Source organism: Frigoriflavimonas asaccharolytica (assembly GCF_013294015.1).
GTDB lineage: Bacteria > Bacteroidota > Bacteroidia > Flavobacteriales > Weeksellaceae > Frigoriflavimonas > Frigoriflavimonas asaccharolytica.
Genome location: NZ_JABSNO010000008.1, coordinates 81,133 through 94,759 on the forward strand (window position 1 = coordinate 81,133; position 13,627 = coordinate 94,759).

15 protein-coding genes are annotated in these 13,627 nt (G+C 32.3%); 8 read left to right on the top strand and 7 right to left on the bottom strand.

Features of this window, described 5'->3' with window-relative positions; all coding sequences use genetic code 11:
* Window positions 1-26 precede the first annotated feature (26 nt).
* The 3 genes from HNQ03_RS07110 (at window position 27) to fmt (ending at window position 4,478) form a co-directional block, all read left to right on the top strand.
* Window positions 27-1,502 (top strand): OmpA family protein, encoded by a 1,476-nt coding sequence (locus tag HNQ03_RS07110; protein ID WP_173778979.1) that lies wholly within the window; start codon window positions 27-29, stop codon window positions 1,500-1,502.
* A gap of 80 nt (window positions 1,503-1,582) precedes the next feature.
* Window positions 1,583-3,484, top strand: a complete 1,902-nt coding sequence (locus HNQ03_RS07115) for a RecQ family ATP-dependent DNA helicase (protein ID WP_173778980.1) — start codon at window positions 1,583-1,585, stop codon at window positions 3,482-3,484.
* Between the two features lie 46 nt (window positions 3,485-3,530).
* A complete protein-coding gene (gene fmt / locus HNQ03_RS07120) occupies window positions 3,531-4,478 on the top strand; it encodes a methionyl-tRNA formyltransferase (RefSeq protein WP_173778981.1) in 948 nt (315 codons plus the stop codon).
* Between the two features lie 51 nt (window positions 4,479-4,529).
* Here fmt and HNQ03_RS07125 read toward each other — a convergent pair whose 3' ends face one another.
* The 3 genes from HNQ03_RS07125 to ruvX are packed head-to-tail and all read right to left on the bottom strand — an operon-like array spanning window position 4,530 to window position 6,101.
* Window positions 4,530-5,096, bottom strand: coding sequence for a DUF5606 family protein (locus HNQ03_RS07125; RefSeq protein WP_173778982.1), 567 nt, complete (start codon window positions 5,094-5,096; stop codon window positions 4,530-4,532).
* Window positions 5,097-5,115: 19 nt separating this feature from the next.
* Window positions 5,116-5,688 (bottom strand): peptide deformylase, encoded by a 573-nt coding sequence (gene def / locus HNQ03_RS07130; RefSeq protein ID WP_173778983.1) that lies wholly within the window; start codon window positions 5,686-5,688, stop codon window positions 5,116-5,118.
* A complete protein-coding gene (gene ruvX / locus HNQ03_RS07135) occupies window positions 5,685-6,101 on the bottom strand; it encodes a Holliday junction resolvase RuvX (RefSeq protein ID WP_173778984.1) in 417 nt (138 codons plus the stop codon). Before ruvX ends, def begins: the two co-directional genes overlap by 4 nt.
* Window positions 6,102-6,204: 103 nt before the next feature.
* Here ruvX and HNQ03_RS07140 point away from each other — a divergent pair, with 103 nt between their 5' ends.
* Together HNQ03_RS07140 and HNQ03_RS07145 are read left to right on the top strand one after the other, a co-directional pair.
* On the top strand, window positions 6,205-6,684 hold the full coding sequence (locus HNQ03_RS07140) for a SixA phosphatase family protein (protein ID WP_173778985.1): 480 nt from the start codon (window positions 6,205-6,207) through the stop codon (window positions 6,682-6,684).
* A 41-nt stretch (window positions 6,685-6,725) separates the two neighbouring features.
* On the top strand, window positions 6,726-7,736 hold the full coding sequence (locus tag HNQ03_RS07145; RefSeq protein ID WP_173778986.1) for an LLM class flavin-dependent oxidoreductase: 1,011 nt from the start codon (window positions 6,726-6,728) through the stop codon (window positions 7,734-7,736).
* A 5-nt stretch (window positions 7,737-7,741) separates the two neighbouring features.
* On the opposite strand, the gene HNQ03_RS07150 is transcribed toward HNQ03_RS07145, so the two are convergent.
* From HNQ03_RS07150 to HNQ03_RS07160, 3 genes are read right to left on the bottom strand one after another with little or no spacing between them, the layout of a single operon-like run.
* Window positions 7,742-8,542 carry an alpha/beta hydrolase gene (locus tag HNQ03_RS07150; RefSeq protein WP_173778987.1) on the bottom strand — a complete coding sequence of 267 codons (801 nt, stop codon included), beginning with the start codon at window positions 8,540-8,542 and terminating at the stop codon, window positions 7,742-7,744.
* Between the two features lie 26 nt (window positions 8,543-8,568).
* On the bottom strand, window positions 8,569-9,240 hold the full coding sequence (locus HNQ03_RS07155; protein ID WP_173778988.1) for a hypothetical protein: 672 nt from the start codon (window positions 9,238-9,240) through the stop codon (window positions 8,569-8,571).
* On the bottom strand, window positions 9,233-10,561 hold the full coding sequence (locus HNQ03_RS07160; protein WP_173778989.1) for a hydroxymethylglutaryl-CoA reductase, degradative: 1,329 nt from the start codon (window positions 10,559-10,561) through the stop codon (window positions 9,233-9,235). The genes HNQ03_RS07155 and HNQ03_RS07160 overlap by 8 nt, the downstream gene beginning before the upstream one ends.
* 338 nt (window positions 10,562-10,899) lie before the next feature.
* Between HNQ03_RS07160 and HNQ03_RS07165 the strand changes: the two genes are divergently transcribed.
* Both HNQ03_RS07165 and HNQ03_RS16095 read left to right on the top strand, forming a co-directional pair.
* On the top strand, window positions 10,900-11,598 hold the full coding sequence (locus tag HNQ03_RS07165) for a DUF4846 domain-containing protein (RefSeq protein ID WP_226927454.1): 699 nt from the start codon (window positions 10,900-10,902) through the stop codon (window positions 11,596-11,598).
* 67 nt (window positions 11,599-11,665) lie between these two features.
* Complete coding sequence (locus HNQ03_RS16095; protein WP_226927455.1) at window positions 11,666-11,782, top strand: DUF4846 domain-containing protein; 117 nt, start codon at window positions 11,666-11,668, stop codon at window positions 11,780-11,782.
* 63 nt (window positions 11,783-11,845) lie between these two features.
* On the opposite strand, the gene HNQ03_RS07170 is transcribed toward HNQ03_RS16095, so the two are convergent.
* Complete coding sequence (locus tag HNQ03_RS07170; protein WP_173778990.1) at window positions 11,846-12,478, bottom strand: hypothetical protein; 633 nt, start codon at window positions 12,476-12,478, stop codon at window positions 11,846-11,848.
* Between the two features lie 144 nt (window positions 12,479-12,622).
* Between HNQ03_RS07170 and pfkA the strand changes: the two genes are divergently transcribed.
* Entirely contained in the window at window positions 12,623-13,609 is a 987-nt protein-coding gene (pfkA, locus tag HNQ03_RS07175; protein WP_173778991.1) for a 6-phosphofructokinase, read from the top strand.
* Window positions 13,610-13,627 lie beyond the last annotated feature (18 nt).

A 13,627-nucleotide genomic window follows, 5' to 3' on the forward strand; every position in this document is an offset into this window, starting at 1 on the left:
ATTTAAAATATTAAACTTAACAAATTATGAAAATAAATTTAGCAATCGTAGCATTAGCATTAGCTATACCTACAGCATCATTTGCACAGATGGATTCTGTAACAATGTACCAAACTGAGTATCCAAACACATTTTCTTCAGGATCTGCAAATGTATCGCCATTTACGAAAGATTCAAAAAGATTTAACGATTGGTCTATCTCAGCAGGAGCAGGTGTACCTTTGGTTCAATCTGCTGATTTAACTTCCATTAAAAATGGAAATGGAACAAATGTATTCGGCTATTCCGCTTATTTGAGTGTTGATAAAGCTATTACACATGCTTTTGGTTTGAAACTTCAATATGATAGAGGAGAAACAAGACAAGGAGCTTACAATACTAAAACTGACAATGCACCTACGACTGGAAATCCTTTTTTCCAAGTAGCTGGCAGAACTCAATATGATGCAATCTCTATTTTAGGAGATATTAATTTCTCAAATTTATTGAGAAGAGTTGATAACAAATCCCCTCTTAAATGGGCACTTCACGGTTACGCAGGTATTGGTACTTTAGCATATAAAGCTTACCAGGAAAATGCGAGTGGCCAAAGTCTTCAAACTGAAGTAAAGCCTTTCAAATTTTATTCATTTTTCGGACAAGCTGGTGTTGGTTTAAAATACAAAGTGAACAACAGAATAGATTTAGAAGTTAGATCTATGTATGTAGTAACAGGAGATGATGAATTTGATGGTGGTGGTGCACAATACAGCGCTATTAACTTAAGAGAAGATCAAATTTCCGACAATTTCTTCAACACTACTTTAGGTGTTTCCCTTAAATTAGGAAAACATACATCTCACTTAATGTGGCATGATCCTTTGCAAGAAATTTATTATAAATTAGATGTACTTGCAGACAAAAACCAAGACGTTGAAGTTTGTAAAAGTGGTGATAATGATAATGACGGAGTTTGCGACGATTGGGACAGACAACTTGATACTCCTGCAGGAGCAAGAGTAGATGGAGCTGGTGTTGCTTTAGATACAGATTTAGATGGTGTGATTGATCTTTATGACAAATGTGTTGTAGTACCTGGTCCAGTTGAAAATGATGGCTGCCCTTATGAAAATACAATTGTGCCTCCAACTAGCGGTGGTATTACTGAAGAAGAAATCAGTTTAGATCCAATTGAATTTGATTTAAATTCTGATAGAATTTTACCTTCTAACACTTCTATTCTAAATAACGCAGTAAAATACATCAATTCTACAAACGGTGGTTCTTATAAAGTTATTGGTGCTACAGATACAAGAGCTTCTGAAGCATATAACCAAAAGCTTTCTGAAAGAAGAGCAAATAGCGTGAAAAGCTATTTAATCCAAAATGGAGTAGAAAGTAATAAATTGCAAGCTGAAGGTAGAGGAGAAAAAGACCTTAAATACCCAGAATGTGAGCCAGCTACTAAATGTCCAGAATGGAAAAATAGAGCAAACAGAAGAGTATTCTTTGAAGCAAAATAATTTTTAAATTATTATTTAATATTAAAAGCCACGCATTGCGTGGCTTTTTTGTATTTTTAATTATTCAATATAAATATAAGATGATCTCAGAACAAAATTTCCAAAAACTAAAATATGAAACTTTAGAACATTTCTGGGGTTACAATATATTTAGAGATTTGCAAGAAGAAATTATCGACGGAGTAATGCACGGCAAAGATACCATGGTTTTGCTTCCAACTGGTGGTGGTAAATCTCTTTGCTACCAATTGCCCGCGCTTTTATTAGAAGGCACTTGTATCGTAATTTCGCCACTTCTAGCTTTAATGAGAGATCAAGTATTGCAATTAAAAAGAAAGGGCATAGAAGCAGAATATCTATCTTCAGAATTAGAAGATTTTGCCGCAGAAACCATCTATTCCCGATGCAAAGAAGGTATCACCAAGATTCTATATGTATCTCCAGAAAGGCTTTCTCAACCGCAATTTCTTCAGCAAATACAAGAGATAAAAATTTCTTTTTTGGCCATTGATGAGGCTCATTGTATATCAGAATGGGGACAGGATTTCCGACCAAGCTACCAAAATATTAAAAATTTTAAAAAAGATATAGCTGGCATCTCTTGCATCGCTCTTACTGCAACTGCCACACCGAAAGTACTAGATGAAATTATAAAAAAATTGGATTTAAAAAATCCTCAATTATTTCAAAAAAGTTTCCGACGAGAAAATTTAAAGTTAATAAAAGAAAATGTAGCAGATAAATATCAAACTGTCTTTAATATTTTAAAATACAACAATTCTTCTGGCATCATATACGCCAGAACCAGAAAAGAAACTGAAAATATTACCGAATATTTGCAAAAAAACAATGTAAAAAATGTAGATTTTTTCCACGCAGGCCTTTCTCCAAAAGACAAGCATGCAAAGCAAAGCAAATGGTTGCAAAGCTCGCAACATACACTTATTGCTACAAATGCTTTTGGAATGGGTATCGATAAAGATAATGTACGTTTCGTAATACATCTTAATGCACCAAATAGCTTAGAAAACTATTATCAAGAAATTGGAAGAGCAGGTAGAGATGGCGGAGAAAGTTTCACATTTTTACTGTGGAATGAGCAAGAATTGCAACAATTTGACGATATATTTAAAAATCAAATTCCTAATAAGTCCGAATTTCTAAAAATAGTAAATACCCTCTACTCTATTTTTCAAATTGCAGAGCACGATATGCCAGAAACTAGATTCCAATTGCATTACCACAAATTAAAAAATATAACGAAATGCAGTACCGCAAAAATTAAAAATGTTCTTAATTTTCTGCACAACCAAGAAATTATATTTCTGAATGATTACAAAAGTTTATCTAGTTTACAACTTCTCGTTTCGGCAGAAGAACTAGATTTTTTGCCTAAAAAAGATGCCTATTTTTTAGAATTATTAATGAGAAATTTACCTGGACTATCTTCTCAAAAAATCTATTTCAGTGAGGTAAAAATCAGCAACGCACTTTCTACAGATCTTTTGTTAATAAAGGAAAGAATACGAGAAATGCAATACAAAAATCATTTAGAATACATAGATGGCGCATTGGCTTCCATAAAATTTTTAAAACCGAGAAACGAGCGATTTACAGAAGGAGCCTATTGGAATTTATTTTCGCAAATTCAACAAAATAAAATTCAAAAATGGGAAGAGATGAAATACTTTGTGAAAAATGAAGAATATTGCAGCATGAAACTCATCCTCTCCTATTTTGGGGAAAAAAATGTAAAAAATTGTGGAGTTTGTTCTATTTGCGAAAAGAAAAATGAAGGTGTTTTTGGTAAAAATATAAGCAGTGAAATTTTAAAAATATTGGCCCAAAAACCAAGTACTGTAGAAGAAATTGCAATCCAGTTGCATTATCATCAAAAAGAAAATATACTAGAAAACCTCATCATTCTACTAGATACGCAGAAAGTGAAAATGCTAAATTTCCGCACTTATATGTTGGCTTAAATATTTAAATATTTGTATTAAGTTATTTTTAAAATATCTTTGCAGTATGAAATCTTTAAAAGTACTATTTTTCGGCACTCCAGAGTTTGCAGCTACATCTTTAGAAGCCATTCATCTTTCTCATCATCAAATTGTAGGCGCTGTAACAGCGCCAGACAAAGCAAGCGGACGTGGGCAAAAGATATCTCAATCTGCAGTAAAAATATATGCAGTAGAAAATAATATTCCCGTATTTCAGCCAGAAAAATTGCGAAATGAAGATTTTTTAGCGGAAGTACAAAAATTAAATGCCGATATTTTCGTCGTTGTTGCTTTTAGAATGATGCCAAAGATATTGTTTGAAATCCCAGAGAAAGGCACTTTCAACCTTCATGCATCTCTTCTTCCGCAATATCGTGGTGCAGCGCCAATCAATTTCGCAATCATTAATGGTGAAAAGGAAACTGGTGCTACAACTTTCTTTATCAACGAAAAAATAGATGAAGGAAATATACTGCTTCAAGATAGACTAAACATCGCTGAAAATGAAAATGCTGGAGAATTACATGATCGTTTGATGGTTTTAGGAGCTAATTTAATTGTGAAAACGCTAGATGGAATTGCAGAAAATTCTATTGTAGAAAAACCGCAGCCGGATGCTGATGAAATAAAAGGAGCTTTCAAGATTTATAAAGAACAGACCAAAATAGATTGGAATTTAAATTCAAAAACGATTCATCAATTTATTTTAGGAATGTCGCCATATCCTGCCGCTTTCACAGAAATGAAATTAAATAACGAAGTTAAAACTCTCAAAATTTTTGGAGGTACTTTTGAAATCAAAGCGCATCAGAAAAATCCTGGAAATTTAAAAATTGAAAAATCAGACTTTTATTTTTATACAAAAGATGGAATTTACAGACCAGAAAGTTTGCAACTTCAAGGTAAAAAAAGAATGTCTGTGAAGGATTTCTTAAATGGATTCCAAAATTTTGAAGGAATTTCTGAAGCATAAAAAATGCTGCTCAACATTGAACAGCATTGTAATAGTTGAAGATTAAAAATATTAACCCTTTTTGGAAAGCGTAGATTTTGTATTGGATTTTGCTCCAGTACTAGCTTTAGCTTTCGTATTTGCTGTTTTGTTTTGTACTTTTTCCTGCTTTGCCATATCTAAATTTGGACTTGCATTTTCATCTGGATTTTCTAGTGCAGCAGCTCTATCTGCAAATGCTTTTTCTGATATATAACCCGCAGATTGAAGCGTATTGTACCATTGTGCCAATTTTTTCATATCAGAAACATACACTCTTTCTGTATCATAATCTGGCAAAGCTTTTTCCATGAAACTTCTTAATTCTGCATCGGTAGACTTGTGAGAAATAGTTGCTTCATAATTACTCATTTTACCTACGTTTTCAAAAACTTCATAGAGATTTACTTCTTTATCAAAAGTAAACATAGCAATATTATCCAACAAGCTCACTTGGCTAGAATTTCCAATACTTACTTTCTTTTTGCTGATAACGTCTTCAATGATGAACCCATTTTTCAATTGAGAAACCAATTTGAAAAGTCCTGGTTTTCCAGATATTGAAATGATTTTTTCTAACGCTTTATTGTTTTCTTTCATTTTTAAAATTTATTTATATTTATTTTGGAAATCTCATCTTGTAATTCACACTTATTTCACCTTTCGAGATTTTATTTAACTTTCCTTTTACCATTTTTTTCTTCAGATTACTAAGGTGATCTGTGAACAAAATACCTTCTATATGATCGTATTCATGCTGTATCACTCTAGCTCTTATGTCTTGGAAAATATCCGTATGCTTCTGGAAGTTTTCATCGTAATACTCTATTTTTATGGTATCCAATCTTTTCACATCTTCTCGCACATCTGGAATAGAAAGACAACCCTCGTTAAATTTCCATTCTTTTCCACTCTCTTCAAGAATTTTCGCATTAATGAAAATCTTGCGAAATATTTTCAATTCCTCAGCTATTTCCGCATAATCTTCATCATCAGCTAAAGGAGAAACATCTACGATGAAAAGTCTAATATCCAAGCCGATTTGCGGTGCAGCAAGGCCAATTCCGTTGGCACTTTCTAAAGTGTCAAACATATTGTCAATCAGACCTTTTAAATCTGGATAATCTTTATCTATGGGAGCGCATTCTTTTCTTAAAACTGCATCTCCGAATGCTCGTATTGGTAATATCATTTTTGTTTCTGTTCCATAAAATTTTGCAAAATAATAGTAGCACTTACTCTATCTATCAACCCTTTTTCTTGTCTTTTCTTTTTGCTTTTTCCACTTTGAGAGATGAAAAAAGATGCCATTTTGGAAGTAAATCTTTCATCAAATCTAAAAACTTCTATCTGCGGATAAGCTTCTTGAAAATTTTTTACAAATATAGAAATTTCAGTTTCTATTTCGTTCATATTTCCTTTCAAATCTTTTGGCAAACCAACAACGATGCTCTCAACTTTGTTTAAAATAAAATAATTTTTGAAAAATTCAAATATTTTCGGAGTTTCTATCGTGTCTACGGCACTTGCGATTATTTGCATATCGTCTGTCGCTGCTATTCCGCATCGCTTTTTGCCATAATCTATTGCCATAATCTGTGCCATCGTTGGCAAATTTACTAAAATAATAAATAAAATTTCTGAAACTGAAATTTGTAGTACAAATATTGCGAGGAAATAGATACATTAGCAGAGAAATTTTTTAATAATGAAAACATTAATTCTTGTAAGGCATGCCAAAAGTGATTGGCAATTTCCTATTCCTGATTTTGAAAGACCACTTAATGAAAGAGGTTTAAAAAACGCCCCAAAAATGGCGGAATTTTTATTTCGCAAAAATATTTCTATCGATCAAATGATTACCAGTTCTGCAAATCGGGCGAAATCTACTTGTGAATTTTTTGCAGAGAAATATCAAATAAATTTTTCAGAAACAAGAGAATTATACCACGCAAACGAGCGTCAATTTTTAAAAGTAATTACCAATGCTGATGAAAATTCTCAGTCTTTAGCAATTTTCTCACACAATAATAGTATTTCAGAATTTGCCAATTCTCTTTGTGGCACAGATTTGATATTTAAAACTTGCGGAGTTGCCATTTTTACTATTAATTCAGAAACATGGGCCGAATTTGAATTTGCCGCAAAAGAATTTATGCAGTATTACTCTCCAAAAACTATTGGATAATTTTTTGGCACGAATTATTCTATCTATTATTTAAATAAAAAATGAAAAATTTCGAAATATCTGTTTTAGATCTTGCACCTGTAAAGCAAAACAGAACCATAAAAAATACATTCAATGATAGCTTAAATCTTGCATTAGCAGCAGAAAAATTAAATTACAAAAGATTTTGGCTCGCAGAACACCATAATATGGCGAGCATTGCCAGTTCTGCAACCTCCGTCTTGATAGGATATATTGCTAATGGAACGACCAAAATTAAAGTTGGTTCGGGAGGAATAATGCTACCCAATCACAGTTCTTTGGTTATCGCAGAACAATTTGGCACCTTAGAAAGTTTGTATCCGGGTAGAATAGATTTAGGTGTTGGTAGAGCACCTGGAACAGACGGATTAACGGCAAAAGCTTTGGGTAGAAATCCAGAAAACATCAATCAGCATTTTCCAAAACAAATACAAGAATTGCAGAAATATTTCTCTACAGAAAATGAAAATTCATTGGTGAGAGCAATTCCTGGCGAAGGTTGTGATATACCTATTTATATTTTGGGCAGTAGTACAGATAGCGCTTGGCTTGCTGCAAAAATGGGACTTCCGTATGCTTTTGCGGGCCATTTTGCACCACAAATGATGGAAAGAGCTTTTGAAATTTATAGAAATAATTTTGAACCAAGTGAACAGCTCTCAAAACCTTATATTATTTCTTGTGTAAATGGTATTGCTGCAGATACTGACAAAGAAGCAGAAAAATTGGCAACAACATTATATCAAGCCTTCACAAATCTCATCCGAAATGATAGAAAGCCTTACGCGAAACCAATTGAAGATATAGATTCTTATTGGAATCCCACGGAAAAAGCACATGTAATGAATATGTTGCATTACAGTTTTATAGGAGGACATGAAACAGTAAAAACAAAAATTTCAGCTTTTCAGAACTTTTTTGAAGTGGACGAGATAATGATAACTTCACATATCTACGAAAATGAATTGCGCATCAAATCTTACGAGATTTTCAGAAAAACTGTAGATGATTTGTTTGCAATCACTGCATAAATATTTTAATTATTTAAAATATTTTCCAATTTTGCTTGGTATTCTAGATTATCAGTAATTAAACTATGAATTTCACCATCAAGGGGAACTAACACATCCCCTTTTTTAAATTCTTGTTCCAACATTTTAGAATTTTCAAAAGGTATTACCTCATCATTTGTGCCGTGGAATACCACAACTGGCATTTTGCATTTTTTCAAATATTCGCTGGTTGCAAATTTGTATTTTAAAATAAAACTCGGAATAAAAGAAAAGTTCTGCTCCATTATTTCCGTCAAACTGTAATATGGTGCTTGCAAAATTAATAATTTAGGGTTGTTTTCCGAAGCCAATTTGGCAGCCAAACCTGTACCAATAGAATAGCCTAAAACTACAATTTTATCTTCCGTATATTTTTTCTTGAAAAAATTATATACCGTTTGATTGTCTTTAAAAATTTGCTTTTCGCTAGCAATTGCACCTCCGCTTTTTCCATAACCGCGGAAATCTAATAAAAATAAATCATATCCTAAATCTGTATATAATTTAGAAATATGTGCCCAAGAATTGACGCTTCCACCATTGCCATGAAGGTAAAATAGAAGACCTTTAGATTTTTCTGCTTTAAATAAAACACCATTTAATTGTGTTCCATCTTCCATTTTTACATTGATCTCTTCAAATTTTTCAGGGAAATTGTACGTAAAATTCTTGCCCAACTTTTCTGGAATAAAGATGATTTTCTCCTGATAAAAGTAGAGAATAGTACAAATTGCAATATAAATTGCAGCTGCAACTACGGTAAAAATTATTATCGTTTTTCTCATTTTTATTTTAAACTAAATAATAATTTTTATTGTATAATCAAAGTTATCGGCTGTTGAAAATTTCCCTTCACAGCATTGCCTTTATAGAGCAAAGGTTTTTCTAGTTTTTGTATAGAATATAAATAAATGGCACTTAGAAGATTAAACTCAGCTTTTTCTCCGTTGTATTTTATTTTTTTAAATTTTCCGTCTACATCTATTAGAAATTTCAATTGGCAAGTATATCTTCCATCACCATCCATATAAAACTGTTGTGGAAAATTTTGACGAATAAAAATATTCAAATCTGCTAATTGTTCGAAATTTTCGGTTTCTGCAATTGATATTGATGGATGTTCTTCTTTAGCTAAATCAGAGGCTTGCTTTATACTTTTTTCAGAAATCGTATTTGCTGTATCAGGTTTTTCTTTTCCGTTAATTACAGTAAAACTTGTAAGAGTACTTATTTGATCTGCATTGTACAATTGCTCATACAGCGTTTTCAATTTTACCATTTTTTTTAAATAAAATTCGCTGTATTTCTTTTTCCAAAGCTCCTCGTTTTTCTTGTAACTATAATGCGAAATACTATCATTACATTCTTCCCGAATTTCTTCTGCTTTTTTAATTAAACTTTTATCAACAGAAAAATTCGTGATTTGAGCCGAAAAATTTAGGCTAAAAAAGAATACAAGTGATAAATAGCAAAATCTAAACATTCCTCAATTTTTCAAATTCGGAAATTACTTCATGATGCGTGACCGTTTTATCTTTAAAATAATTTACAAAATGTGCTTTCTCTTCTTCCGTTGCTCCCATTTGATTTAGAATATTCAGAAGATGCATTTTCATGTGACCTTTTTGTATTCCTGTCGTTATTAATGAACGTAAAGCTCCAAAATTTTGTGCCAAACCAGAAACTGCGAGTATGCTCATCAATTCTTGTGCAGATGGTTTGCCCAGTAATGCCAAAGAAAATTTAACCAAAGGATGAAGATTTGTGAGACCACCAACTACGCCTACAGAAATGGGAAGATCTATCCAAAAGCGAAAAATACCATTATCAATTGTGCAATGTGTGAGCGAACTGTAACTTCCACTTTTGCTTGCATAAGCGTGTGCACAAGAAGCAGTTGCACGAAAATCGTTTCCTGTAGCAATCACCACTGCATCTACTCCATTCATAATTCCTTTGTTGTGCGTAGTTGCACGATACGGTTCTATTTCTGCAATTCTGATGGCTTGCTTGAATTTCTTGGCAAAATCTTCGTTAGAAATTCCGCTATCGTCTTTTAAATCTTCTATTTTGCAAGAAACTTCTGCGCGTACAATACAATCTGGCGTATAATTGGAAAGAATATTCATCACAATTTGCAAAGAATCTTTTTCTACTTGGCTAAATGATTCTTCCTTTTGCACCTCATCTTTCAATGTTTTTCCAAATTGCTCCAAGCAAGAATTGATGAAATTCGCACCCATAGAATCTACGGTATTAAAACTTGCTTTCAATTGGTAATAATTTTCCATTTCGGAAGTTTTATCTATCAATTTGATGTCTAAAATTCCGCCGCCACGTTTTCTCATATTCGAAGTGATGGCATCTGTAGCTTCCATTAGTTTTTTCTTCAAATTGAAATTGAAGAAATGCTTTATTTTATGAGGTTCTGCATCAAAAATAAAATGGGTATGTCCAAGTTTTTGGGTATTGATTATGGTCGTTTTGAAACCGCCTTTTTCCATCCAAAATTTTGCAGCTTTTGAGGCTGCGGCAACTACAGAACTCTCTTCTACTACCATTGGAATCGCCATTATTTTGCCATCTATCAAAAAATTTGGGGCAATTCCGTAAGGCATATAAAAATTAGTCAAGGTATTTTCCGAAAATTCCTCGTGCAATTTTTGCAAGTCTGCATTTTCATTCAAATAGCTTTTAAGAATTTTCTCAAAGTCCTTATTATCGTCTAAATATTCTTTTACAATCCAATCTATTTTTTCTTGTTTGGATAGTTTTGAAAATCCTTGTACTGGTAGATGCGTCATAATATTTTGAATTAATAGGTAAATATAACAAATTTATGCAGTAAATTTTTTATGATAATTAACATTAATTGAGCTTATTGCGCATTTAGAATTTAAAATATAAAACTTATATTATCAGCTAATTAAAAAAAATTAAACGCAAAGTTTGTTTTTATTATGTCAAATTTAAGTTAGCAAAGAGGAATCTGCAAGCAGATTTGATAAAGCGTTCGCTTCAAATGCGAATATTCGCATTCTTTGTTTACTTAAAATAAATATACATGTTTAAAATTCTTTGCGTTAAAAAATTTGTTCCCAAATGCACAAAAGGTTAATTGAAAATATGACTATCTTTAGATATGAAAAAAATAGTCCTTTTGTGTTTCCTAATTTCTATTTTATCTTGCGAAAAAAAGGTGAATTTTGAAGATGGAATAGACAATAGTTTGTTGAATTTAGCAAAAAGTGAAAATCCACAAAAAACCATCATCAACAAAGACAAAAACACCATTCGAGAACGTTTTGATGCACCAGACAATTATCAATGGGTAGCTTCAGAAAAGAATTCTTATTCTAATTTTCTAGAAAATTTCCCTTTGAAAAAATATGGAAGCCCAATCATAAAGTTCAATAATGAGAAAATTGAAAATCAAAATTGGCACGAAGCTATTTTTGATGTAGATGTTGGTGAAAAAGATTTGCAACAATGCGCAGATGCCATCATAAGATTACGCGCCGAATATCTGTACAAAGCGAAAAAATTTGATGAAATTAAATTCCACTTTACAAGCGGAGATCTTTGCACTTGGAACGACTACAAAAGCGGAATTCGACCGAAAATTTCTGGTAATAAAGTTAGTTTTACTAAGATTGTTTCTGCAGATGATTCGTCTGAAAATTTTAGAAAATATTTAGATTTAATTTTCACGTATGCAGGTACAATCTCCTTGTTTAAAGAAACAGAAGCAATTATAGACAATAATAAGCTTCAAACGGGCGATTTTTTTGATCACACCTGGAAGTCCAGGACATGTGGTTTTTGTAGCTGGTGTATCTAAAAATAAAAATGGAAAAAAATTGTACTTATAGGGAGAAGGTTTTACACCAGCACAATCTATTTCAATCATGAAAAACCCTCATAACGAAGAAATTTCGCCTTGGTTTGAATTAGATGTAGATGCAGCAGAAATAAAAACTTCTCGATATATTTTTTCGCCTGTGGTTTTTAAAAGGTATGACTGATGAAATTTTGGGTAAAAAAAATCCTATCAATTAATGATAGGATTGCTGTTTATTTATAAAAAATTAATCACCATATGGGAAATTTCGGGAAACTTTTCTCATCATATGTTCTACTACATCATCAGTAGAAGTAGAAATATTATCATCCAAAGTTTTGAAAAATCTCCAAAGTAGATCTCCACTTTGCCCATCATTGATGGTTAAAGTTAAAGTACCAGTTCCGGTTTTTCCACCAAAGCCACCAAGAAGAACAGCAGTTGCAATTGCACCAGCTTCAGATTTTGTTTGCTCTATCTCATATTTACCACCTATTACAGCATCTACACCTAAAATTTTGGCCAATTCATCTTTTGTAGTTTCGTCTAATTTATCTTCTAAACCAGCTTTTTTAATTAAAATATTGGTTTTATCTACATCTTGAAATTGCACAGAATACTTATCTTTTTTTCTTAGCAGAAAAGTGTACATACTGCTTTGTATGCTTTTAGACATTTTTTCTTCTTGAGCATCATTGGCTTCTTTGTTGAAGTTTTTGGGAATTTTTTTGTAAGTAATAATTACATCGAACGGGATGATGGCAACAGTTTTCTGCTCTTGAATTTTTGTTTTCAAATCTGGAGCTTCAAAAATTTGTTTTTGCGCATTCAAATTGAGTGCAAACGTAGATAACACTACAATAAGTAAATATTTTTTCATTATATTTTAATTTAAACAAAAATATACCTTTAATTTGAAATTCTGATTTTTATTTTTAGGGGTAATAAAATGCTCTCTGTAAATAATTTAGATTAAATTTTAAAATCAACCTAATTTTCGTAAATTTGCTTTTGTACAAAAATTATGATCAAAAATTCAATAAAAAAAATTGGCGTCTTCACATCTGGAGGAGATTCCCCTGGAATGAATGCCGCAATACGGGCAGTTGTAAGAACTGGAATCTATCATAATTTAGAAATAGTAGGAATACGCGAAGGCTTGAACGGTTTGATCGCCGGAAAATTTACCAAAATGGGTGCACGTTCTGTAAGCAACATCATCAATCTTGGTGGAACTATTTTGAAATCTGCTAGATCCGAAGAATTCCGAACCTATGAAGGTCGGAAAAAAGCGTACGATAATTGTGTAGAAAACAACATCGATGCTCTGGTTTGCATTGGAGGAGATGGAACTTTCACGGGTGCAAAAATTTTTAATGAAGAATTTGGAATTCAAGTCATTGGTGTACCAGGAACCATTGATAATGATATTTTTGGTACAGATAATACCATTGGATACGACACAGCTTTAAATACTGCGATGGAAGCGATTGATAAAATTCGTGATACGGCAACATCTCACAATCGTGTATTTTTCATAGAAGTGATGGGAAGAGATGCAGGTTTTATCGCTTTAAATAGTGGAATAGCTACGGGAGCAATAGATATTTTGATACCAGAGCAAAAAGACAGTTTGGAAGATCTTTTTGAAAATTTTGAAAGAGCAAAAAAACGTGGTAAAAATTCTAGCATAGTGGTAGTCGCAGAAGGAGAAAAACTAGCAAGCGTATATACACTTGCAGAAAAAACAAAAGAAAAATTTCCGGATTATGATATTCGCATCACGGTTTTGGGTCACATTCAGCGTGGCGGAAGTCCGAGTTGTGCAGATAGAGTTTTAGCTTCTAGACTAGGATATGGAGCTGTAGTAGGTTTGATGGAAGGCATTTCTAATCAAATGGTGGGCATAAGATCCAATGAAATGGTGTACACTCCGATAGAAGAAGCAATTAAAAAACACAATACTATTAATGAAAATTTGCTGAAGATTTCAGAAATACTCGCTATTTAATAAATAACTAATTTTAAA

Coding starts and splice junctions, on each gene's coding strand:
- HNQ03_RS07110 (WP_173778979.1), top strand. CDS start 27: ATGAAAATAAATTTAGCAATCGTAGCATTAGCATTAGCTATACCTACA.
- HNQ03_RS07115 (WP_173778980.1), top strand. CDS start 1,583: ATGATCTCAGAACAAAATTTCCAAAAACTAAAATATGAAACTTTAGAA.
- fmt (WP_173778981.1), top strand. CDS start 3,531: ATGAAATCTTTAAAAGTACTATTTTTCGGCACTCCAGAGTTTGCAGCT.
- HNQ03_RS07125 (WP_173778982.1), bottom strand. CDS start 5,096: ATGAAAGAAAACAATAAAGCGTTAGAAAAAATCATTTCAATATCTGGA.
- def (WP_173778983.1), bottom strand. CDS start 5,688: ATGATATTACCAATACGAGCATTCGGAGATGCAGTTTTAAGAAAAGAA.
- ruvX (WP_173778984.1), bottom strand. CDS start 6,101: ATGGCACAGATTATGGCAATAGATTATGGCAAAAAGCGATGCGGAATA.
- HNQ03_RS07140 (WP_173778985.1), top strand. CDS start 6,205: ATGAAAACATTAATTCTTGTAAGGCATGCCAAAAGTGATTGGCAATTT.
- HNQ03_RS07145 (WP_173778986.1), top strand. CDS start 6,726: ATGAAAAATTTCGAAATATCTGTTTTAGATCTTGCACCTGTAAAGCAA.
- HNQ03_RS07150 (WP_173778987.1), bottom strand. CDS start 8,542: ATGAGAAAAACGATAATAATTTTTACCGTAGTTGCAGCTGCAATTTAT.
- HNQ03_RS07155 (WP_173778988.1), bottom strand. CDS start 9,240: ATGTTTAGATTTTGCTATTTATCACTTGTATTCTTTTTTAGCCTAAAT.
- HNQ03_RS07160 (WP_173778989.1), bottom strand. CDS start 10,561: ATGACGCATCTACCAGTACAAGGATTTTCAAAACTATCCAAACAAGAA.
- HNQ03_RS07165 (WP_226927454.1), top strand. CDS start 10,900: ATGAAAAAAATAGTCCTTTTGTGTTTCCTAATTTCTATTTTATCTTGC.
- HNQ03_RS16095 (WP_226927455.1), top strand. CDS start 11,666: ATGAAAAACCCTCATAACGAAGAAATTTCGCCTTGGTTTGAATTAGAT.
- HNQ03_RS07170 (WP_173778990.1), bottom strand. CDS start 12,478: ATGAAAAAATATTTACTTATTGTAGTGTTATCTACGTTTGCACTCAAT.
- pfkA (WP_173778991.1), top strand. CDS start 12,623: ATGATCAAAAATTCAATAAAAAAAATTGGCGTCTTCACATCTGGAGGA.